General features: G+C 60.9%; 17 protein-coding genes and 1 pseudogene. 14 read left to right on the plus strand and 4 right to left on the minus strand.

The annotated features are described in order from the left end of the window. The first annotated feature begins 131 nt into the window (after positions 1 to 131). The 5 genes from argE to LB566_RS26185 all read left to right on the plus strand — a co-directional run bounded on the left by argE (position 132) and on the right by LB566_RS26185 (position 5333). Positions 132 to 1256: an acetylornithine deacetylase gene (argE, locus tag LB566_RS26165; protein ID WP_224628875.1), complete on the plus strand. Its 1125-nt coding sequence runs from the start codon at positions 132 to 134 to the stop codon at positions 1254 to 1256. A gap of 17 nt (positions 1257 to 1273) precedes the next feature. Next, on the plus strand, positions 1274 to 2197 hold the full coding sequence (locus tag LB566_RS26170; protein ID WP_224628719.1) for a 2-hydroxyacid dehydrogenase: 924 nt from the start codon (positions 1274 to 1276) through the stop codon (positions 2195 to 2197). Between the two features lie 14 nt (positions 2198 to 2211). Continuing rightward, positions 2212 to 2568, plus strand: a complete 357-nt coding sequence (locus LB566_RS26175; protein ID WP_140552918.1) for a cupin domain-containing protein — start codon at positions 2212 to 2214, stop codon at positions 2566 to 2568. 226 nt (positions 2569 to 2794) lie between these two features. Continuing rightward, the gene (locus LB566_RS26180; RefSeq protein ID WP_140552919.1) at positions 2795 to 3838 is read left to right on the plus strand and encodes a tartrate dehydrogenase; all 1044 of its coding nucleotides are present in this window, start codon (positions 2795 to 2797) and stop codon (positions 3836 to 3838) included. Positions 3839 to 3857: 19 nt separating this feature from the next. After that, a complete protein-coding gene (locus tag LB566_RS26185; protein ID WP_224628720.1) occupies positions 3858 to 5333 on the plus strand; it encodes an NAD-dependent succinate-semialdehyde dehydrogenase in 1476 nt (491 codons plus the stop codon). Between the two features lie 153 nt (positions 5334 to 5486). Here LB566_RS26185 and LB566_RS26190 read toward each other — a convergent pair whose 3' ends face one another. Further along, the gene (locus LB566_RS26190; protein WP_140552921.1) at positions 5487 to 6176 is read right to left on the minus strand and encodes a haloacid dehalogenase type II; all 690 of its coding nucleotides are present in this window, start codon (positions 6174 to 6176) and stop codon (positions 5487 to 5489) included. A gap of 320 nt (positions 6177 to 6496) precedes the next feature. On the opposite strand from LB566_RS26190, the gene LB566_RS26195 reads away from it, so the two are divergent. Continuing rightward, on the plus strand, positions 6497 to 7336 hold the full coding sequence (locus tag LB566_RS26195) for a GNAT family N-acetyltransferase (RefSeq protein WP_224628721.1): 840 nt from the start codon (positions 6497 to 6499) through the stop codon (positions 7334 to 7336). 14 nt (positions 7337 to 7350) lie between these two features. Then, positions 7351 to 8727, plus strand: coding sequence for an aspartate aminotransferase family protein (locus LB566_RS26200; RefSeq protein WP_224628729.1), 1377 nt, complete (start codon positions 7351 to 7353; stop codon positions 8725 to 8727). Between the two features lie 111 nt (positions 8728 to 8838). Here the strand turns inward: LB566_RS26200 and LB566_RS26205 are convergent, their stop codons facing one another. From LB566_RS26205 to LB566_RS26215, 3 genes are all read right to left on the minus strand, one after another. After that, positions 8839 to 9315, minus strand: a complete 477-nt coding sequence (locus LB566_RS26205; RefSeq protein WP_140552924.1) for an Lrp/AsnC family transcriptional regulator — start codon at positions 9313 to 9315, stop codon at positions 8839 to 8841. A gap of 58 nt (positions 9316 to 9373) precedes the next feature. After that, entirely contained in the window at positions 9374 to 10399 is a 1026-nt protein-coding gene (locus tag LB566_RS26210; RefSeq protein ID WP_224628731.1) for a tartrate dehydrogenase, read from the minus strand. 74 nt (positions 10400 to 10473) lie between these two features. Next, positions 10474 to 11799, minus strand: coding sequence for an NAD(P)/FAD-dependent oxidoreductase (locus tag LB566_RS26215; RefSeq protein WP_224628733.1), 1326 nt, complete (start codon positions 11797 to 11799; stop codon positions 10474 to 10476). A gap of 660 nt (positions 11800 to 12459) precedes the next feature. Between LB566_RS26215 and LB566_RS26220 the strand changes: the two genes are divergently transcribed. The 7 genes and pseudogenes from LB566_RS26220 (at position 12460) to LB566_RS26250 (ending at position 20983) form a co-directional block, all read left to right on the plus strand. Continuing rightward, positions 12460 to 14124, plus strand: a complete 1665-nt coding sequence (locus LB566_RS26220; protein WP_224628734.1) for an ABC transporter ATP-binding protein — start codon at positions 12460 to 12462, stop codon at positions 14122 to 14124. A 22-nt stretch (positions 14125 to 14146) separates the two neighbouring features. Continuing rightward, entirely contained in the window at positions 14147 to 15817 is a 1671-nt protein-coding gene (locus LB566_RS26225) for a peptide ABC transporter substrate-binding protein (RefSeq protein ID WP_224628877.1), read from the plus strand. Positions 15818 to 15895: 78 nt separating this feature from the next. After that, positions 15896 to 16846, plus strand: coding sequence for an ABC transporter permease (locus LB566_RS26230; protein WP_140552926.1), 951 nt, complete (start codon positions 15896 to 15898; stop codon positions 16844 to 16846). A gap of 33 nt (positions 16847 to 16879) precedes the next feature. Next, on the plus strand, positions 16880 to 17758 hold the full coding sequence (locus LB566_RS26235; protein WP_140552927.1) for an ABC transporter permease: 879 nt from the start codon (positions 16880 to 16882) through the stop codon (positions 17756 to 17758). Positions 17759 to 17870: 112 nt separating this feature from the next. Further along, positions 17871 to 19121, plus strand: coding sequence for an NAD(P)/FAD-dependent oxidoreductase (locus LB566_RS26240; protein WP_263498385.1), 1251 nt, complete (start codon positions 17871 to 17873; stop codon positions 19119 to 19121). 110 nt (positions 19122 to 19231) lie between these two features. After that, positions 19232 to 19387 (plus strand): annotated as a pseudogene (locus tag LB566_RS26245) (IS481 family transposase); the annotation flags it as partial. Positions 19388 to 19660: 273 nt separating this feature from the next. Continuing rightward, positions 19661 to 20983 carry an NAD(P)/FAD-dependent oxidoreductase gene (locus tag LB566_RS26250; protein WP_140552929.1) on the plus strand — a complete coding sequence of 441 codons (1323 nt, stop codon included), beginning with the start codon at positions 19661 to 19663 and terminating at the stop codon, positions 20981 to 20983. Positions 20984 to 21030 lie beyond the last annotated feature (47 nt).

The raw sequence follows: 21030 nt of genomic DNA on the forward strand, positions 1-21030 counted from the left end.
CCAGCAGGTTTCGCTGGTTCCGGGCCGATATTCGAAATCTTCCGCCAAAGCATAGCTTCATTCGGCACGGAATGCTCTCGCCTGCTGCCACACTTGTCGCATCCAGCGAACTGCGTGTGGAGCGGCGCCCGGTGAATGTTGAGGAAATTCTTGCGAGGCTCATTGCGTTCCCCTCGGTCGTGGGCTCGCCCAATGGCGCGATCGTCGACTGGGTGCGTGAATATTGCGAGGCGGCCGGAGCGGAAGCGACCGTCCTTCGCGGGCCCGAAGGCGACCGGTCTAATCTGTTTGTCACAATCGGACCGCGGCGCGCCCGCGGCTACATCTTGTCGGGCCACATGGATGTCGTGCCGGCCGGGGAACAGGAATGGAACTCGGATCCCTTTGTGCTGCGTCAAGACGGCGCCAGGCTTCATGGTCGAGGCACCTCCGACATGAAGGGCTTTCTCGCCTGCGTGCTGGCCGCCCTGCCGCGGCTTGCGGCAATGAACTTGCAGCGGCCCATTCATCTCGCATTCTCCTATGACGAGGAGGCAGGTGCCCGTGGTGTGCCGCATCTCATCGCCGCTCTGCCAAACCTGTGCGAGAAGCCGCTTGGCGCGATTATCGGTGAGCCGAGCCGGATGGAAGCCGTGCGGGGGCACAAAGGCAAGGTGGCTGCGCGGCTCGAGGTGAGCGGACGGTCCGGCCATTCTTCACGGCCCGAGCTGGGACTGAATGCCGTGCACGCAATGGCAGGTCTCGTCACGCAGGTCGTGGCCTATGGCCAGACCCTTGCGAACGGGCCGTTCGACGCGGAATTCGAGCCTCCATACTCGTCACTGCAGGTCGGTGTCATCGCGGGCGGCCAAGCCGTCAACATCATCCCCGATCGCTGCACCGCCGACATCGAGGTCCGTGCCGTGCCGGGTGTTTCCCCATCATCTTTGCTCGAGCCCGTAAAGGGCCAGCTAATGGCTCTACGTAACAGCGGCTTCGAGGTGGCGTGGCGTGAGTTGAGCGCCTATCCGGGGCTCTCGCTCGCGCAAGGGAGTGAATTGGCGGTCCTTCTGGGCGAGTTGACGGGGCGCGAGCCGCTGCCTGCGGTGAGTTACGGCACGGAGGCTGGCCTCTATCAGCAGGCCGGCATCGATGCGATCATATGCGGTCCCGGCGATATCAGCCGGGCTCATCGTGCCAACGAGTATATCGAGATCGGCGAACTTGCTGCCTGCCAGAGCATGATCGAGCGTCTCGGCATGCGCCTTGTCGCATAGCGGGAGAGGGCAGGTTCATGGCTTTTCTTTTCAATTCCGACCCGGTGCGCGCAGCGGTCTTCCGCAAGGTTTTCGCACGCGAGCTTCCGGACGTGGAATTGTTCCACAGCAGCGAATGTGTCGACCCTGAGAAGGTGCGCTACCTTCTGACCTGGACGGCGCCCGATGACATCGGGCGCTATCGCAATCTCGAAGTGCTGTTTTCGCTTGGCGCCGGCGTCGACCAGTTCAAGCGTGAAAGCCTGCCTCGGCAGGTGAAACTGGTGCGCATGGTCGAGGACGGCATCATTCGCATGATGCAGGAATATGTCGTCCTCGGCGTGCTGAGCCTCCACCGGGATATGGTGGCGTATCGTGAACACCAGAGGTGCCGGACGTGGCGGGGTCTTGCCGCTCCGCAGGCGACCGAACGCCGGGTGGGGTTTCTTGGCCTTGGCATGCTGGCGCAGGCCGCCATCGAGCGATTGCTGCCGTTTCGCTTTCCCCTCGCCGCCTGGAGCCGAAGCAGTAAGGAGATCGAAGGGGTCACCTGCTTTCATGGCGCCGACCAGCTTGCCGGTTTTCTCGCGCAGACAGATATTCTCGTTTGCCTGCTGCCGCTGACGAACGAAACCCGCGGCATTCTCGATGCGGAACTCTTCTCCCGGCTGCCAGCCGGGGCGAGGCTGCTGCATGTCGGCCGCGGGCCGCAGTTAGATCAAACCGCCCTTGTCCAGGCTCTCGACAACGGTCACCTCGCTGCCGCGATGCTCGATGTCACCGATCCCGAGCCGCTGCCAGACGACCATCCGCTCTGGCGGCACCCGAAGGTGGCGATCACGCCGCACATCGCTTCCGTAACGCAAGCAGATTCTGCGGCGAAATCCGTCGTGGACAATATCCGGCGCCACCGCGCCGGAGAAGAACTGATCGGCCTCGTCGATCGGACACTCGGCTACTAACCAGGAAACATGACATGTCACTTCTGATCACGATCGACACAGATCCAGCCTTCGCGCCCAAGCAGGCATTACCGGCTCCGGAGCGGCTCATCTCCGGCAATCCCTCCTTCAAGACTTGGGCGCAGGACGCATCGAAAGGCGAGAAGGTCCTGACCGGCGTCTGGGAGGCGACGCCCGGCGAGACACATTCGATCAAAGGCACTACCTGCGAATTCTGCCACATCGTTTCGGGTCTCGTCGAAATCGAGGAGACAGGCGGTGAGACCAAGACTTACCGTGCCGGCGACAGTTTCGTGATGAAGCCGGGTTTTGTCGGCGTGTGGCGCACGATCGAAACCGTGCGCAAGATCTACGTCAGCGTTTACGACTGAGCTCAACGCTCAAAGTCCGGCCGAAGAGCGCGCGGCGGATCCAGAACAATCGACTTTCCAGGTCACGCCCAACGCGATTCGACGCCGTCGGGCGGCTCATCCTCGGCGGAAAATGCGGCGCGCTGTCGACTATTGTCCCGATGAAACTCGGTACGAGACACCTATTGTCGCTGCGTGTTGAGCAAGCTGCGACCTTCGGTACCCATCGGTCTCCAGGAGGATCTCAATGAAGGCTTACACGATAGCGCTCATTCCCGGCGACGGCATCGGCAAGGATGTGACCGAGGCGGGATGGCAGGTGCTGCAGGCGGCGGCAAAGCGAGGCGGTTTCGCCCTTGATCATACGAAATTTCCATGGTCGTGCGCCTACTATCTGGAAACCGGTGCGATGATGCCGCCTGACGGCGTCGAGATGCTGCGGAAATTCGATGCGATTTACCTCGGCGCTGTGGGGTGGCCAGCGAAGGTGGCAGACTCCGTATCGCTTCACGGGCTGCTTCTGCCGATCCGCAAAGGGTTCACGCAGTATGCCAACACACGCCCGCACAGGCTGTTGCCAGGCGTTCAGGGACCCCTTCGCCGTGATGGTTTCGACATCCTGTGCATCCGCGAGAACACGGAAGGCGAATATTGCGGCGCCGGTGGGCGCATTCATTCCGGCACGGCCAATGAGGTCGCGATCGAGACGGCAATCTTCACGCGTGAGGGCGTCGAAAGAATCCTCCGTTTCGGTTTCGAACAGGCGCGGACGCGTCGCAAGCAGCTCGCATCCGTCACCAAATCCAACGCGCAGAGACATTCGATGGTTTTCTGGGATGAGGTCACGCGCGAGGTGGCGAAAGACTATGCCGATGTGGAGGTCTCGCACTACCACGTCGACGCCATTGCCGCCCGCATGGTCCTGGCGCCTGAAAGCCTCGACGTGATCGTCGCCTCGAACCTTTTTGGCGACATCCTCACCGATATTGGAGCAGCCATTCAGGGCGGACTGGGTCTCGCCGCCTCCGCCAATATCAATCCCGATCGCAGCGCGCCCTCCATGTTCGAGCCTGTCCATGGTTCGGCACCCGATATCGCGCATCTCGGCATCGCCAATCCGATCGCCGCGATCTGGTCCGGCGCCATGATGCTCGGCCATTTGGGCGAGGGGCAGGCCGCGGCCGAAGTGATGTCGGCGATCGAGTCCGCAACCACACGTGGGATAGGCACGATTGCAGGCAAGGACACGACTGAAGCAATCACGCAGGCCGTGCTGGCAGGATTAAGCTGAAGGAGCAGAGGAAAAGACCATGAACGCGATAACGAAGATCGGTTTCCTGAAGGATGGGAATTTGTTTCGCCAGCGGGGACTTATTGGCGATGTCTGGCAGCATGCGCACAGCAACGCGACTGTCGATGTGACCGATCCGGCCAGTCTGGAGGTGCTTGGAACCGTGCCCGACATGGGCCGGGATGAGACAAGGGCTGCAGTAGACGCCGCCCAGGCGGCGTTCAAGGACTGGAAGGCCAGGACCCATGCCGAACGCGGAGCGCTTCTGGAACGCTGGCACAGCCTGATATTGGAAAATGAAGAGGACCTGGCGTTGCTGCTGACGCTGGAACAGGGCAAGCCTCTGGCGGAGGCACGCGGTGAAATCCGCTATGGCGCCTCCTTCGTGAAATGGTTCGCCGAAGAAGCACGCCGGATCGGTGGCGCGACCATTCCGTCGCCCACGCCCGATCGCCGCATTCTGGTGCTGAAGGAGGCCGTCGGCGTCTGTGCCATCATCACGCCATGGAATTTCCCCAACGCGATGATCACGCGCAAGGTGGCGCCGGCGCTGGCCGCGGGTTGTACGGTTGTCATCAAGCCGTCGGAATTCACGCCATTCTCGGCGCTGGCGCTCGTCGTCCTGGCGGAACGGGCAGGTATTCCTGCCGGCGTGATCAACATTGTGACCGGCATGCCCGTCGAAATCGGCAACGAATTGATGGCTAACGAGACGGTGCGCAAGATCTCGTTCACCGGCTCGACCCGCGTCGGAGCGCTGCTCATGCGTGGCGCGGCCGATAGCATCAAGCGGCTCAGCCTCGAGCTCGGCGGCAACGCGCCCTTTATCGTCTTTGACGACGCCGATCTGGGCAATGCAGTGGAGGGGGTAATCGCATCCAAGTTCCGAAGTGGCGGTCAAACCTGCGTTTGCGCGAACCGGATTCTCGTGCAGACGGGCGTGTACGACGCTTTCGCAGAAAAGCTGAGCCAGCGCGTATCGCGAATGAAGGTTGGCGCAGGGACCGACGACGGCACTGAGATCGGCCCGATGATCAATGCGGCCGCGATTGACAAGATCGAGCGTCACATCGCGGATGCACAGGCGAAAGGCGCGCGGATCATCGCCCAAAGCGAGACGGTGCCGGACGGCAAGCAGTATGCACGGCCCGTTGTGCTGGGAGAGGCTACCACCGAAATGCTCCTGGCATCGGAAGAGACGTTCGGCCCGGTGGCCCCGCTGTTTCGCTTCGAGACCGAAGAAGAGGCCATCGCGATCGCGAACGGTACGCCCTTTGGCCTTGCCGCCTACTTCTACACCGACAATCTCAAACGGTCATGGCGTGTTGCCGAGGCGCTGGAGTTTGGTATGGTCGGGCTCAACACAGGCATGATCTCGACCGAGGTAGCGCCTTTCGGCGGTGTCAAGCAGTCAGGGGTGGGTCGCGAAGGATCGCAGCTCGGCATCGAGGAATATCTCGAGGTCAAGACGCTTCATGTTGGCGGGCTTAACTAGTTCTCTTGCAAGCAGGTGGAAACAACTTCTGCTCCAAGCATTGGAACAACAAGAAAGGGGCGGTGAAACCCGCCCCTTCCTTGTATTGCGCCCAGTGGTTATTAACCTGGTGGAAGCGCCTCTACCTGGCACGACTACACTGGCAACAGACGTTCAGGCCAATTCGCGAACGGGCTCCAGTCCGACGGCGCCAGCCAGACCGCCGATGTCCTTGATTTCGGTGTACTCGTAGTAAGGGTTCGCGGGTTCGTGGCCACGGTTCACCCACACTTTGCTCTTGATGCCAAGATCATAGGCGGTCATGAGATCGTAGCGGAATGAAGACGACACATGCGTAATGTCCTCCGGGCCGCAGCCGAGCTTGTCGAACATATATTCAAAGCCCTTCATGTGCGGCTTGTAGGCGCCAGTCTCCTCGGCCGTGATGATCATGTGGAAGGGTGCGCCGAGTTTCTCAACGTTCGACATGATCAGGCTCTTCATGGAATTCGACAGGATCACCAGCGGGATTTCCTTGGCGACCTTGGCCAGTCCGGCAGGGACATCCGGGTGCGGACCCCATGTCGGTATTTCCGAATAAATGCGCTGCGCATCCTCAGGCCGGAACGTCACGTTGTTGCGCTTGCAGGCGCGCTCCACGGAATTGTGCACGACCTCGCTATAGGGCTTCCAAGCGCCAAGAACCTCATCGAGGCGGTAGGCCGAGAAATCCTTGATGAACTGCGCCATTGCGGCTGGGGAGAGCTCCGCACTGTAAACTCGTCTCGCCGCGCCGGCCATGTCGAAATTGGTCAGCGTACCGTAGCAATCGAAGGTGATGTATTTCGGTCTAAACCGCGTCATTGCCGTCTATCCTTCCTATTCTGGCGGCACAGCGTGCCTTTTACGACAAGGATCATAACGAGCAGCGGAAAGGACTAGTCGCCGCATTCTCTGCCGCGCGAAGCAGATTGTTTTGTATCGTGGTAGGGCTTTGGCAGAGAGTTGCGCACGACCTGGTTGCGAATTTGCCAGGAGCTTCCTCGCCTCGGCTCGTCGGCATAAAATGCGGCGCCGGCCGCAAAGGAAAGTCAAAAGACCTCACCTACCGGAACGCGTCGGGAGGAACTGCTGTCGGCCGCAGCCTAACTTGGCATTGAAGAATTCAGGCCGGGAAACCACCCATGACCGCAGAGCGCGTCACGCTCAAAACAATGACAACCGAGCATTTGAACGATGCTGTCGAATTGTCCCGCCAGGTCGGATGGCCGCACCGTCGTGAAGACTGGGAACTGATGCAATCGCTCAGCCAAGGCGTGGTTGTCCAGGAGGAAGGATGCGTGGTGGGGACGATCTTGATGACGCCCTATGGCCACGATGCCGCTACCGTCAACATGGTCATCGTCGATGCCGCAATGCGCGGTCGCGGGCTCGGGCGCAGGCTGATGGAGGAGGCGCTTTCCAAGGCAGGCGAGCGCACCTGCTATTTGGTGGCGACTCAGGAAGGGCTTCCGCTCTACGAGAAGCTGGGATTTGTCGCGACCGGCAAGATAGTGCAGCACCAAGGCCTGGCGCCGCCTGTAGACGCGCCGGAACATGTGTCATGGAGCGAGGACGGCGACCAGGCGCGCCTTGTCGCTCTGGATCGGGCGGCGTTTGGTCATGACCGGTCGGCGCTCATGCGCTCGTTGCGCGAGCGCGCGAAGTTCGCCGTCGTTCGCGATCAAGGCGATGTTCAGGCGTTTGCGGCACTTCGTCGGTTTGGCCGCGGGCTGGTCATTGGGCCGGTGGTGGCGAGGAACCTTTACGAAGCGAGATGCGTGATCGATTTCCTGCTGGCCGACTGTCCGGGCGAGTTTGTCCGCATCGACACGGACGAATCCACAGACCTCGGCGAATGGTTTACCCGGCGCCGACTGGCTCGCGTCGGCGATGGCATAACGATGCGACGAACCGCAGGCGAGCCGAAGGACGAAACCACACCACACCGGACTTATGCGCTCGTCAGTCAGGCGCTACGCTGAAATCGGAGGAAGAAATGCTTGCAAACTCCCTGATCGAACTCGATCGCGCACATCTGGTTCACCCGTTTTCATGCTATCGGAGCCACGAAGAGACGGGCGTGCGGGTGCTCAAATCCGCCAAGGGCGCGACGGTGACCGAGGCAAGCGGGAAAACCTTGCTGGACGGATTCGCGGGTCTATGGTGTGTAAACATCGGATACGGGCAGGAAAGTGTTGTCGAGGCAGCGGCCAAGCAGCTAAGAGAGCTCCCTTATGCGACGGGATATTTCGGGCTGGGGTCGGAGCCGGCCATTCGTCTTGCCGCCCGGCTTGCCGAACTGGCGCCTGGCGATCTGAACCATGTCTATTTCACGCTGGGCGGTTCCGACGCGATAGACAGCACGATCCGTTTCATTCGCTATTATTACCACGCCAAGGGTACGCCGCGAAAAGACCAGTTCATCTCGGTCGAGTATGGCTACCATGGATCCTCGACGGTAGGGGCAGGTCTGACCGCGCTGCCGGCTTTCCATGCGGGCTTTGGCGTGCCTTACGACTGGCAGCACAAGATCCCCTCGCACTACGCCTATCGCAATCCGGTCGGTGCCAACCCGCAGGCGATCATCGATGCATCGGTCGCGGCGCTGCGCGCCAAAATCGCTGAACTGGGCGCCGATCGCGTCGCGGCCTTCTACGCTGAACCTATCCAGGGTTCGGGTGGTGTCCTGGTTCCACCAGCAGGCTGGCTAAAGGCCCTGCACGCCGTGTGCAAAGAACACGACGTTCTGTTCGTTGCCGACGAAGTCATCACTGCGTTTGGCCGCACGGGCCCCCTTTTCGCTTGTGAGGAGGACGAGGTCGTGCCGGATCTGATGACCACAGCGAAAGGACTGACGTCGGGCTACGTGCCGATGGGCGCCGTCTTCATGACCGACCATGTGTATAATACGATCGCGGACGGAGCCGGCAAAGCGGCTGTCGGCCACGGCTATACCTACTCAGCCCATCCGGTGAGCGCGGCAGTCGGGCTCGAATGCCTGCGTCTCTATGAAGATGGCTTGCTCGAGAAAGGGCGCAAGGCCGGGAATCGCCTGATGGACGGCCTCCGCTCGCTCGCCGATCACCCGCTGGTTGGCGATATTCGCGGTCGCGGCATGCTGGCCGCAATCGAGCTTGTCACGGACAAGGAGCGCAAAACACCACTGCCGGCGGCCGCCGATCCGGGGCGCCGCATCTTCGACCGCGCGTGGGAGAACGGCCTTGTCATTCGCGCCTTCAACAGCGGTATCCTCGGCTTTGCGCCGCCGCTCTGCTGCACGGACGACGATATCGATGGTATCCTCGAACGCACGCGAATGACGCTGGATCAAACGCTCGAAGACAAGGACGTGCGGGCAGCGATGAAGGGTTGACCGATGCCATCGCCGAAGCGAACTTGGCAATTTCAGCTATGTGGAACGTCCTTACGTTGCACAAACGTGGCGGAACAGTGTATGGCTCTCACGACCGCCGAGCGCGCCTTTTCATCTGTCGAAAATGATGTCGAGAGGCAAATGGGATTTTACGATCGGTGACTTCAGCACGACGAAGCTGAAATATTTGTCGATCCCGATATCCATTTCGAGCATGCGCTCCATGATCGTCTGATACTCGCTTACGCCCGCCGTGACGAACTTCACAAGGTAATCGTATCCGCCCGAAATCAGATGGCATTCGATAACAGAATCGACTTTCTGAATGGCGGTGAGAAATCTCGCGAAGTCATACGGTTGATGGTGCTTGAGCGTAACCTCGGTGAAGATCGTTAGAGTCTGTCCGAGCTTGGACACGTCGATCTGGGCGGAATAGCCGGTAATGAAGCCTTCCGCCTGAAGCTTTTTCACTCGCATCAGGCAAGGACTCGGCGAAAGGTTGACCAGGTCGGCAAGCTCGACGTTGGTGACGCGCCCGTTCTTTTGCAGTTGGGATAAGATCTTGATGTCGATCTTGTCGAGCTTCATCGCAAACCTGTCACACCTTTGAACCGCGGACCGTCCGGCAGACGGCGTCCGTCACTTCCTACGTGGTCGCTGTCCCACCAACGTCCGGCGTCAGCACGCCTTCACTCGTCACCGCTTCTACAGCGCTCATCAACCGGAAGGCGGCTGCGCCTTCGCCCAGATGTTCGAGCATCTGGGCAGCGGTCCAGAAGGTGGCCACGGGGTTGGCAATGCCCTTGCCGGCGATGTCGAAAGCCGATCCGTGGATTGGCTCGAACGTCGAGGGATAGCGCCGCTCGGGATCAATGTTGGCGGTCGGTGCAACGCCGAGACTGCCCGCGAGCGCGCCTGCAAGGTCCGACAAAATGTCGGCGTGGAGATTGGTGGCGACGATCGTATCGAGGCTGCGAGGTTTGAGCGTCATACGCACCGTCATAGCATCAACCAGCATCTTGTCCCACGCGACGTCAGGGAACTCTTGCGCCACCTCGGCTGCGATTTCATCCCACATTACCATGCCGTGACGCTGCGCGTTGGACTTCGTAACAACAGTCAGGAGCTTTCGCGGCCGTGACCGCGCCAGCCGGAATGCATAGCGCATGATGCGGGTGACGCCGACGCGCGTGAAGATCGTGACTTCGGTTCCCACCTCCTCGGGAAGCCCGCGATGGGCGCGGCCGCCGTGGCCCGAATACTCGCCCTCCGAATTCTCCCGCACGATCACCCAATCCACATCACCAGGGCCGACGCCCGACAGCGGCGAAGCGATGCCGGGCAGTATCCTGGTCGGCCGCACGTTCGCGTACTGGTCAAAGCCTTGGCAGATCGGCAGCCGGAGGCCCCAGAGCGTGATGTCGTCGGGCAGATCGGGGACGCCTACCGCGCCAAAGAAGATGGCGTCGAAGCGCTTGAGTTGCGTCATGCCATGTTCGGGCATCATCCGGCCATTGGCCTTATAGTAGTCCGAGCCCCAGTCGAAGTGCTGGACGCGCAGCTTGAAGTCGCCGCAGCGCTGCTGCAGCGCCTCAAGCGCCTGGAGGCCGGCGGCGATCACCTCTGGGCCGATCCCGTCGGCAGGAATGGCGGCAATCTCATATTCGCGCATCGTCACTTCCCTGTTTTGAGCACTCGCGGCCTCAATCTCGTGTGCGCCGGTTGTACCTTGGCAAGCTGATCTCCTTAGAATTCAGCGACCTTGCCCCACGCAGCGCTCTTCAGGCGTTCGGGCCTATAAGGACGCGGATCGACAATAGGCTCGCTGCCTGAAATTATGTCGGCGATCATATGCCCTGCGCCGGGGCCAATCCCGAAGCCGTGACCACTGAACCCCGCCGCCAGGATGAAACCCGGAATCCCCTCCACTTCGCCGACTGCGGGAATGCCGTCGGGTGTACTGTCGATATAACCCGCCCAGACATCGGAGATCGCGACGCGCTGGAGTTCGGGGATCAATTCGCAGGCTCTTCGATATGTCAGCCGAATCTGTCCCATGTCAGGCTTCGGGTCGAGAATCCGGTTCCGTTCCATTGGCGTAATATCGTCAAGGCCCCATTTGCGCAGGCTTTCATGGCCCTGACGCCAGCCCTCGAAGGCGCCCGGAGCGAGATTGCGCCAGCGGCGTGCGAACATCGGTATAAACTCGCGGCTGAACCTGAACTGCTGTGGCGTTGGATCGACGCGAGCCCGCCCGCTGATCGCCAGCGTGTATCCACCGTTGCTGCGCTGCGTCAGCGAGACGCTCGCGGTATGCAGGGTATCAGGCAGGCCAGTTGCGCCTGGCGCCACGGCTAGAATGGATTGACGCACGGCAGCTTGCGGAAAGCGCATACCAAGCTGGTTGCAGAAGGAGGAAGCCCAGGCGCCTCCGGCCATGACCACGGTCTTCGCACGGATGGTTCCCGCTTCCGTCACGATGCCGCTGACCCTGCCGGCGCTCAACTCCAGTCCACGCGCTGCGCAATGCTGATTCACGGTGCCGCCCGCCGCCATGATTCCGCGCGCGGCAACCGGCACCGCCTTGGAGGGATCCGCCGTTCCGTCAGTCGGTGAGAAAACGCCGCCCTTCCATTCGCGTCCGGTCGCCTTGCCCCGCTCGGTGGCTTCCTCCGCGCACAGAACATGCGTCGTAACGCCTACCGTCCTGGCGAAGTCACGCCATTTCGCCCAGCCCGCCAGCTCATGTTCGTCCTGTGAGAGATAGAGGAGCCCGCAACGGCGAAATCCAGTATCCTCGCCAGTCTCCTGAGCCACCTTCTCCCAGAGATCGAGACTCTTGGTCGCCATCGGCAGCTCGCGCGCATCGCGGTTCTGCTGGCGGCACCAGCCCCAGTTTCGGCTGGACTGCTCCGCCGCCACGCGCCCTTTCTCGACCAGGGCGACGCTGACGCCGCGGCGTGCGAGATAATACGCCGTGAACACGCCCACCACGCCGCCCCCGATGACGACGACCTCCGCCTCGCGAGGCAGTGATGGACTGGCTTCGATATGCATGAGTGGTGCAGGCATGGGCGGGAAACCTGTGTTTGACACAGCCTAGTGCATGGACTTCAGCCATAACCCGCGAAATTCGTAGGCGGGCGAAATATCCTGCCGTTTGAGCCGTGGGGGACGGACAATTGTTGCGACTCGAGACCGGTTGCGTCCTCACCACCGGAACCGGGCATATCCTCACCTGTTCGGATCGGCCCGGGATGACCATGAGCGTGACGCTGCAATGAGTTTGCTCCTGCTGTCACGATGCTCTGGCACCATTGGCGGAGCGATGGTCGCCCCGGTTTCGAGGGATTCGGCCGTGGCAGCAGCCACGGCTCCTTGCCATGGTAGGCACATACTGTCGTCGCAAGGATGAACTTGCCTGATCTGTTCCCGTGGCGCTGGAACAGGCGCAGAGTGAAATGCCAAATTTGGCCTCCTTTGCAGAAGTTCGTGCTGCCTGCGTGCCGAATTTCAACGACTCTGCCGGCCAGAATGGGTCACACTCATTGTCGATTAAGGTCCGTTACTCCCCGGACATCCGCCACACAGTGCCACGATGGCAGGGAGGTTTGTAAGTGAGCCGGAGAGTTCACGATAGGGAACAGTTTGACCGATTGATCGCCCCGGGCGGAGATCGACAACGCAATCCGCAGCGGGCTGAAGAGCGCGGCTGAAAAGGGAGAGGTCTCGATGATCGCCAGCATCCAAGCTGTAGCTCCTCATGAAGTGGCGCTCTCGGTGCGCGATCTGACCGTAAGTCTGCCGGCCGGCATGGAGCGGGTCCATGCGGTCGAGAATATCTCGTTTGATCTGAAACGCGGCCAGATCCTTTGCATCATAGGCGAGTCCGGATCGGGCAAGTCGGTCACGGCAAACGCGATCATGGGCCTTCTGCCAAAGGTGATCCGCGTCTCAACGGGTGCGATCCAGCTGGAGGGGATGAACATCATCGGCATGTCTCCCGACAAGCTGCGCAACCTGCGGGGACGGATCGTGTCGATGATTTTTCAGGACCCGCTCTCCGCGCTCAACCCCTTGATGACAGTGGGTGCGCAGATTGACGAGGTCATGGCCGCGCATGGATACGGCACGCCAAAAACCTGCCGCAGCCGCGCCATCGAGCTGCTCACCGAAGTGGGCCTGCCAGATCCCGAACTCATGTATCACCAGTATCCTTTCCGGCTTTCTGGCGGGCAGCGGCAGCGCGTCATGATCGCCATGGCCCTGGCGCTCGAGCCGACGGTGCTGATCGCCGATGAACCGACCACCGCGCTCGACGTAACCACCCAGGCACAGATCCTGGAACTTATCCGAGACATTCAGCGCCGCAAGGGCATGAGCGTGATGTTCATCACCCACGATTTCGGCGTGGTGGCCGAGATCGCCGACAGTGTCGTGGTGATGGAAAAGGGTCACATCGTCGAGCAGGGCAGCGCCGAGCAGGTCTTGAAGGCGCCCAAGCATCCTTACACCCAGCGCCTGATCGCGGCCGTACCGCATCTGATCGGCGAGGATCGCCCTCGTGCGGAGCCTGGCAGCAAGGAGCCAATCCTGAAGGTCGAGGGTCTGGTGAAGACCTATCGTGGCGGCGGTGCGTTGTTCGGCGCGCAGCGAATTGTGAAAGCTGTGAACGAGGTTTCGTTCGAACTGGCGCCTGGCCGGACGCTGGGGGTCGTGGGCGAGAGCGGTTCAGGAAAATCCTCGCTGGGCCGGCTTCTGATCAAATTGCTGGACAGCGACGGCGGCGAGATTTTGTTCGAGGGGTCCGACATAGCAAAGCTTTCCGAAGCGAAGTTCCGCCCGCTAAGACCGCGGATCCAGATGATCTTCCAAGATCCCTTCGCGTCCCTGAACCCACGCTCAACGGTCGGCCACATCATCACGGTTGGCCCCGTGGCACACGGGATGCCTTATACGCAAGCGCGCGAAGAAGCGCGGGTGCTTCTGGCCCATGTCGGTCTCGATGCTGGCGCCTTCGACCGCTATCCGCACGAGTTTTCGGGTGGGCAACGCCAGCGCATAGGCATCGCTCGGGCTTTGATGTTTAAGCCGAGGCTTTTGATTGCTGACGAGGCGGTCTCCGCGCTCGACGTCTCGATCCAGGCGCAGATCCTGCAGCTCCTGGACCAGATCCAGCGCGAGACCGGCGTGTCGATGGTCTTCATCACGCACGACCTGCGCGTGGCCAGCCAGATCTGTGACGAAATCGCCGTGATGCAGAAGGGCCGGATCGTCGAGCGCGGACCGCCCTCGCAGATATTCTTGAACCCGCAGGCGGCCTACACGCGCCAACTGGTAGCGGCAATCCCAGGGGAGCGGCCGGGCAATGCCCGTCGCGTTGCAGCAAACGCATGAGAATAACAAGAGAGGAACTATCATGACCAAAAATTCAACGACTACTTCCAACTACTCGAGACGCCAGGCGCTGCGACTGATGGCCATAGGTGGAGCCGCGGGCATAATCGCGCCCAATCTGCTGGGCAAGCCCGCTTTCGCCAAGACTCCTGCCGCGGGTCCGTCCGGTCGCGTCGTCGTCGGTCTTTCACAAGAACCAACGGTCTTCAATCCGTTGATGGCGCATATCGAAGTCGATGACGCGGTCCATTTCTCGGTTTTCGATGCGTTGGTCAGGATGGACGCTAAAGGCGTCCTCCAGCCGAATCTCGCAGCCGAGGTTCCAAGCCAGAAAAATGGCGGCATTTCGGAAGACGGCCTCAACTGGCGCATCCGGTTGCGTGACAATGTCCGCTGGCACGACGGTGAGCCCTTCACGGCCGAGGACGTGAAGTACACCCTTGAGCTCATCACGAATCCGAAGTTTCGCGCCTGGCGTACAAGCGGCCATTCGCTCGTACAGGACATTAAGGTGGTTTCGCCCACCGAGATCACATGGCGGATGAAGGAGGTTTTCGCGCCCTATCTGTCGTTCCTGGCCGAGACTTTCATCGTGCCCAAGCACATGCTGGAAAAAGAGGCCGATCCGAATACTGGCGCGTTCAACCAGGCGCCGGTCGGCACCGGCGCATTCAAATGGAGCCAGCGCGTCGCGGGCGATCATATCGAACTCGTCGCCAATCCCGACTATGCCGGCGAAGGTCCCTATATCGAGCAACTCATCTTCAAATACATCCCCGACATGACCGTGCTCTACACGCAGTTCAAGAGCGGCGACGTGGACGTGGTCGACCAAGCCTACATCACGGCTGACCACTACACGGAGGCTCATGAACTGCCGGATCGGGTGGTGACGCTGGAGACAGGGTCGGCGCTCGAGTCCATCTATCTCAATCTTGAGCGTCCGCAGTTCAAGGAACTGGCGGTGCGCCAGGCGCTCTATGCCGCAATCGACAGGAAGGCGGTCGTCGACACGATCTACTACGGCGTGGGCGCCCTTACCGAGACTTTCATGCCGAAGGAGTCCTACTACTACGACCCGAAGCTGCCGGTTCAGGAGTTCAATCTGGACCGGGCGCGCCAAATCCTTGATGAGGCCGGCTGGGCGCCGGGTTCAGATGGAATTCGCGCAAAAAATGGGGTGCGACTGTCCTTCTCCAATTCGACGACGTCAGGCAACAACCTTCGTGAGCAAACACAGCAATTCCTGCAGCAGACATTTGCCGAGATCGGCGTCGAGATGGTCATCTCGAATTTACCCCCAGCCGTCATGTGGGGCGAATTCTGGCTGAAGTCGCAATTCGACACCGCCATGGTAGGAGTCACCTATCTGATTGCCGCGGACCCCGACGCCACAAACCGCCTCCATACGAAGGCAATCGCTGCCCAAGGCGGACACGGTTCGAACACCGGGCAATACTCCAACCCTGAGGTCGATGCTTTGCTCGAAAAGGGTGCTCGCAGCTTCGATCCGGAAGAGCGGCGCGGGATCTATAATCGCGTGCAGGAATTGGTGCGCCAGGACCTGCCCTTCCTGCCGCTGTTCGCGTACACAAACGTCCTCGGGCGCAAGAAGGGATTGGATGGTTTCGAGCCCAACGCCAACACGCGCACTGCGTCGTGGCATGCCGCAGCCTGGCAGTGGAAGGCCTAATCACGCAGTTGCCGCGGCCCAATTTCACTGGTGCGGCGGCAACAACTGAAATCGTCAACCTACAACGGAGGATTCAGAATGCGCGGCTTCCTGCTCAATCGCCTCTCGCAGAGCCTGGTGCTGCTTGTGATCGTTTCGATCATCGGCTTCGGCATTCTGAACCTCCTTCCCGGCGGCCCGCTGGCGCAATTCGGACTCGATCCCGGAATGACCCAGCAGGATATCGAGCGCCTTAAGGGGCTGCTGGGCCTCGATCGGCCTATATGGATCCAATATCTGGACTGGGCTTGGCGGCTGGTGCAGGGCGACTGGGGTCACTCATTCCGCGACGGAGCGCCGGTATTGCAGATCATTGGCAGCCATCTCTTTGCCACACTGCTGCTGATGGGATCCTCAACCGCGATTGCGATCTCTCTTGGCGCCTGGATTGGAATCCGCGGCGCCACGCGCCGCTACTCGCTGTTCGACTATCTCGCAACTGTCGGTGCTATGGTTGCATTGTCGGTCCCTACCTTCTGGTTCGGCCTCGTCGGCATCTACATCTTTACCCTGAAGTTGGGCTGGCTGCCGGCGGGCAATATGTCCGAGATCGGCGATAGCTCGGTCCTGGGCTATCTCCACCATCTGATCCTGCCAAGCATCGTTCTGTCGCTGGTCCATGTCGCGATCTGGAGCCGCTATATGCGGACGGCGACCCTCGACGCCATCAGCCAGGACTTCGTCAAGACGGCTCGGGCCAAGGGGTTGAGTGAACGCCGGATTCTGATGAAGCATGTCGTCGGCAACGCGCTTTTGCCGATGATTACCTTGGCCGGAATGCAGCTTCCCAGCGTTCTCACTGGCGCGCTGGTGACCGAAACTGTCTTTACCTGGCCAGGAATGGGACGGTTGTTTCTTGATAGCCTTGGTTACAGCGACTATCCGGTTGTGATGGGGCTTTTGATGTTCTCGGCTATCCTCGTTCTGCTTGGAAACCTGATCGCCGACATTGTCGTCGCTATCGTCGATCCGCGCATTCGTCTGGCTTGAGCGCGCAACTTCCCCCGACAGGAGACAGCCGACATGACCGCTCTCACCGCAAATGCAGCTCCAAGCCGCTGGACAAACAACCGCGCGGCGCTTCGTTTCATGCGACATCGCCTGGCGCTGCTCGGCTTGGCGATGATCGTCTTCCTGACCCTTGCTTGCGTCCTCGGCCCCCATCTCTTGCCGTATGACTCACTGTATATCGATCTGCGGGCTCGCTTTGCTCCTCCGCTTACGGGTCACCACTTTCTAGGCACAGATCCGCTCGGCCGCGACCTGGCGGCAAGGCTCTTGATGGCAGGACGTATCTCGCTGCTGGTGGGCTTCTTCGCCATGCTGTTGTCGACGCTGATTGGCACGCTCGTTGGGGTAATTGCTGGATACCGCGGCGGCTGGATCGGGGCGACGCTGATGCGCACGGTCGACGCCTTTCTGGCCTTCCCGTCTATCTTTCTTGTGCTGGCACTTGCCGCAGCGCTGAAACCCAGCCCGATAATGATTACCGTCGTCATCGCTGCGACCAGCTGGATGGAAGTAGCCCGAATTGTGGAGGCCGAGGTCCGCTCGCTCCGCGAGCGCGAATTCGTCCAGGCTGGGCGAATGCTGGGGCTGAGCGGCACGCATATCATGTTTCGGGAGATACTTCCCAACGCCATCGGTCCAATTATCGTTGCTTCGACCTTGACGGTCGCGCGCGCCATTCTCATGGAAGCCTACATCAGCTTCCTCGGCTACGGCATTCAGCCGCCACTGCCAAGCTGGGGCAACATGCTCAATGGCGCCCAGCAATATCTGGGCAGCGCACCATGGCTGGCAATCATTCCCGGAGCGGCAATCACCATCGCGGTAACCAGCTTCAATTTCATTGGCGACGGACTGCGTGACGCGCTGGACGTCCGGGATGACCATATTTGAAGTGCCGCGAGCGATCGCTTTCTTAATCCCTGGAACATCAAGAGAAGTCAGCAACGTGCACGAGCCCAGAATCGAAAAGAACACGCCATACTGGTGGGAAGCGGCGCCCGTCATGCCGCTGCCGCCGCAGCGCGTGGCAAAGACACTTGACGTGGCAATTGTCGGCGCCGGTTATGCCGGGCTTTCGGCCGGGCTTGTGCTGGCGCGCGAGGGACGCTCGGTCGCCGCTTTTGATGCGATGAATCCGGGCGAGGGTGCTTCCACGCGCAATGGCGGGATTACGAGCGGGAGCATCCGGCCGGACTACGCCACGATCACCAAGCGCTTCGGTGAAGAGAAAGCCATGGCGATCGAGGCCGAGGGCAAGGTTGCGCGCGAATTCCTCTACGACTTCATCAAGACCGAAGGGCTCGACTGCGACTTCCGACTGGTTGGCCAGTTCAAAGGCGCTTTCGGATACGGACAGTACGAGAAGATGGCACGCGGCGCCGAGACTCTGGCAAAGAAACTGGGGATCGAGTCCTACGCCGTTCCGCATGCCGAGCAGCGAGACTATATCGGCACCGATTTCTACCGCGGCGGAACCGTTCGGATGGACATTGGCGGCCTGCACCCCGCAAAACTCCATGCTGAACTCCTGCGGGTGGCGCTCGCATCCGGGTTGCCAGTCCATTCGCATACAGCGGTCAAAGCGATCGAGAGGAATGGTTCGGGGTTCCGCGTCGTGACTTCGGCAGGGACCGTGGATGCACGGCAGGTTCTGGTCTGTACCAATGGATACACCGACGGCGCCGCCCCCTTTCTGCGCCGCCGCCTGGTTCCGGTCCGCAGTCGGATCATCGTGACAGAGGAACTCGCGCCCGATGTCATGGCCCGCCTGATGCCGAAGCTAATGACGATCACCGAGAACCGGCAACTTGGTTTCTATTATCGTCCCTCGCCTGACGGAAAGCGCATTCTGCTGGGAGGGCGCGACAGTTCTCGCGTCGGCGATCCGATTGCCCCGAAACTTCTCCTACGCAAGGGCCTGGTGAACCTGTTCCCGGAGCTGGAAAACGTGCGCCTTTCGCATTGCTGGTTCGGCAACGTCGCGATGAACCGCGACATGCTGCCCCGCATCTTCGAGAAGGACGGTGTGGTCTATGCCACCGGCTTCTGCGGTTCGGGCGTGGTCTGGGCACCATGGGTCGGTATGCGTGCGGCCCACAAGCTTATGGGGCATGGCGAGCAGTCGCGCACGGCGTTCGACTTTCGACCGCCTTCCGCCATTCCGCTCTATCGCGGCAATCCATGGTTCATGCCGGCGATTATCCAGGGCTATCGGTTGCAGGACCGTATCGCCTTCTGGCGCGCCAGCCGCTGACAGCCAAAGGTGACGGCCTTTTTGACCATTCGTCGCTGCGGCCCGGCTGGAGGCATCTCGGCCGTGCCGCAGATCAAGAGGCTATCGCCGACGGCGAACGCTTCTGGGCGCATGCCTTCGAATATGGCTGCGCCACGAACGGCATCGAGCATCGTACGACTAACGCCAAGCATCATTGGACCAATGGACAGGTCGAAAGGATGTATCGCACGATCAAGGACGCTACGGTCAAACGCTTCTACTACGAGACCCACGATCAGCTCAGGTAACACCTCGCCGACTTCGTTGCCGCCTACCACTTCGCTGCAAGCTCAAGACCCTCAAGCGCGATCCAACGGACTCGCGAGCAGGTTACGCCGCCCTGCGCCGAACTGGAACTCGGTCGGGCTTGAGCAGTTCGTATCGATCAAGGGATCAAAAAACCCGCACATCTGGCGAAGTCCTAGATGATTTCGGTACATTCTTTCGAGCGCACGATGCGATGAAGGGCTGATCGGAACTTTGCTTCCGCATTCTTGGCAGCCGAGGTTGGTTGGAACATGTCGCCCCGAGTCGAACGCATTCACAGTGATGAGCGTCTCCCGGCCGAGGTCGACGTCGTCATAGTCGGCGGCGGCATCCTAGGCTCTACGGCCGCCTATTTCCTGGCGAAGCGTGGCCTCTCTGTGGCTCTGCTCGAGAAGGGGCACGTCGCCTGTGAACAATCGAGCCGAAACTGGGGTTGGTGCCGTCAGCAGAACCGCGATCGGCGCGAACTGCCGCTCTCGGTGATCTCCATGCGACTGTGGGACGAGCTGACGCGCGATATCAATCGGGACCTTGGATTTCGACGCTGCGGTCTCGTCTTTGCGACTCACGACGAGGCTGTGCTCGCCGGCTGGGAAAGGTGGCGCGAGGTCGCCAGGGAGTACGAGGTCGACACCCGCATGCTGAGCCGGGCGGAGGTGGCCGAGCGCGTCCCCGAAGCGCGCGACAAATGGATCGGCGGGACCTATTCGGAACGGGATGGTAAGGCCGAACCTGCGCTCGCTGCGCCGGCTATCGCCGATGGGGCCAGAGCTCTGGGCGCCACCATCCACCAGGAATGCGCCGCGCGGGCGCTCGACTTGGCCAATGGCAAGATTGCGGGCGTGCACACGGAGAAGGGCTACATCAGAACCAGCGCGGTGCTGTGCGCCGCTGGCGCCTGGTCCTCGCGCTTCCTTAGGCCGCTCGGGATCAGTTTCCCCCAAGCGAGCATCCGGCAGACCGCGCTGCGTTCCACCCCGACAATCAACATAGGCGAGGCAATCTCCACACCCTACTGCACGATCACGCGCCGACTGGACGGCAGCTATACGCTTGCGATCAGCGGCAAGGCGAACCTCGAAATCACGCCCCAGGCTATCCGGTATAGCCGGGAATTCATGCTGCAATTCTTGCGTCGCCTAAAGAACGTCAGGCTCGGCATCGGCCAATCGTTCCTTTGGGGGCCGGATTCAGTGTCGGCGCTGCTGACAAGCGACGATCGGATCTTCGAACAGAATCGGGTGCTGGATCCTCCACCCTTAAAATGGCTGGTAAGCCAAGTGGTGGAGAGTGTTCGGAAGACCTTCCCCCAACTCGGCGACATAGAGATCGATAGTGCCTGGGGCGGCTTCGTCGATTGCACGCCGGACGCAGTGCCTGTGGTATCGCAGGTGGACGGGGTGAAAGGCCTCGTCCTCGCGGCGGGCTGCTCGGGCCACGGCTTCGGTTTGGGCCCGGGGCTTGGTTGTCTGGCCGCCGAGCTTGTCGTAAACGACACGCCTTGCGTCGATCCTACACCGTTCCGCCTGTCGCGTCTGGTCGACGGCTCGAAGCTGGACATCGCCGCTATCTGAAGATCAGCCGGAAGTCAGGCCTGACGCGCACCAACAATCGCCGCTAT

Origin of the sequence: Mesorhizobium sp. CA13 (genome assembly GCF_020165235.1) — a bacterium.
GTDB lineage: Bacteria > Pseudomonadota > Alphaproteobacteria > Rhizobiales > Rhizobiaceae > Mesorhizobium.

Excerpts from the sequence above, each read along its gene's own strand:
- LB566_RS26170 (WP_224628719.1), top strand. The coding sequence starts at position 1,274 with ATGGCTTTTCTTTTCAATTCCGACCCGGTGCGCGCAGCGGTCTTCCGC.
- LB566_RS26175 (WP_140552918.1), top strand. The coding sequence starts at position 2,212 with ATGTCACTTCTGATCACGATCGACACAGATCCAGCCTTCGCGCCCAAG.
- LB566_RS26180 (WP_140552919.1), top strand. The coding sequence starts at position 2,795 with ATGAAGGCTTACACGATAGCGCTCATTCCCGGCGACGGCATCGGCAAG.
- LB566_RS26185 (WP_224628720.1), top strand. The coding sequence starts at position 3,858 with ATGAACGCGATAACGAAGATCGGTTTCCTGAAGGATGGGAATTTGTTT.
- LB566_RS26190 (WP_140552921.1), bottom strand. The coding sequence starts at position 6,176 with ATGACGCGGTTTAGACCGAAATACATCACCTTCGATTGCTACGGTACG.
- LB566_RS26195 (WP_224628721.1), top strand. The coding sequence starts at position 6,497 with ATGACCGCAGAGCGCGTCACGCTCAAAACAATGACAACCGAGCATTTG.
- LB566_RS26200 (WP_224628729.1), top strand. The coding sequence starts at position 7,351 with ATGCTTGCAAACTCCCTGATCGAACTCGATCGCGCACATCTGGTTCAC.
- LB566_RS26205 (WP_140552924.1), bottom strand. The coding sequence starts at position 9,315 with ATGAAGCTCGACAAGATCGACATCAAGATCTTATCCCAACTGCAAAAG.
- LB566_RS26210 (WP_224628731.1), bottom strand. The coding sequence starts at position 10,399 with ATGCGCGAATATGAGATTGCCGCCATTCCTGCCGACGGGATCGGCCCA.
- LB566_RS26215 (WP_224628733.1), bottom strand. The coding sequence starts at position 11,799 with ATGCCTGCACCACTCATGCATATCGAAGCCAGTCCATCACTGCCTCGC.
- LB566_RS26220 (WP_224628734.1), top strand. The coding sequence starts at position 12,460 with ATGATCGCCAGCATCCAAGCTGTAGCTCCTCATGAAGTGGCGCTCTCG.
- LB566_RS26225 (WP_224628877.1), top strand. The coding sequence starts at position 14,147 with ATGACCAAAAATTCAACGACTACTTCCAACTACTCGAGACGCCAGGCG.
- LB566_RS26230 (WP_140552926.1), top strand. The coding sequence starts at position 15,896 with ATGCGCGGCTTCCTGCTCAATCGCCTCTCGCAGAGCCTGGTGCTGCTT.
- LB566_RS26235 (WP_140552927.1), top strand. The coding sequence starts at position 16,880 with ATGACCGCTCTCACCGCAAATGCAGCTCCAAGCCGCTGGACAAACAAC.
- LB566_RS26240 (WP_263498385.1), top strand. The coding sequence starts at position 17,871 with ATGCCGCTGCCGCCGCAGCGCGTGGCAAAGACACTTGACGTGGCAATT.
- LB566_RS26250 (WP_140552929.1), top strand. The coding sequence starts at position 19,661 with ATGTCGCCCCGAGTCGAACGCATTCACAGTGATGAGCGTCTCCCGGCC.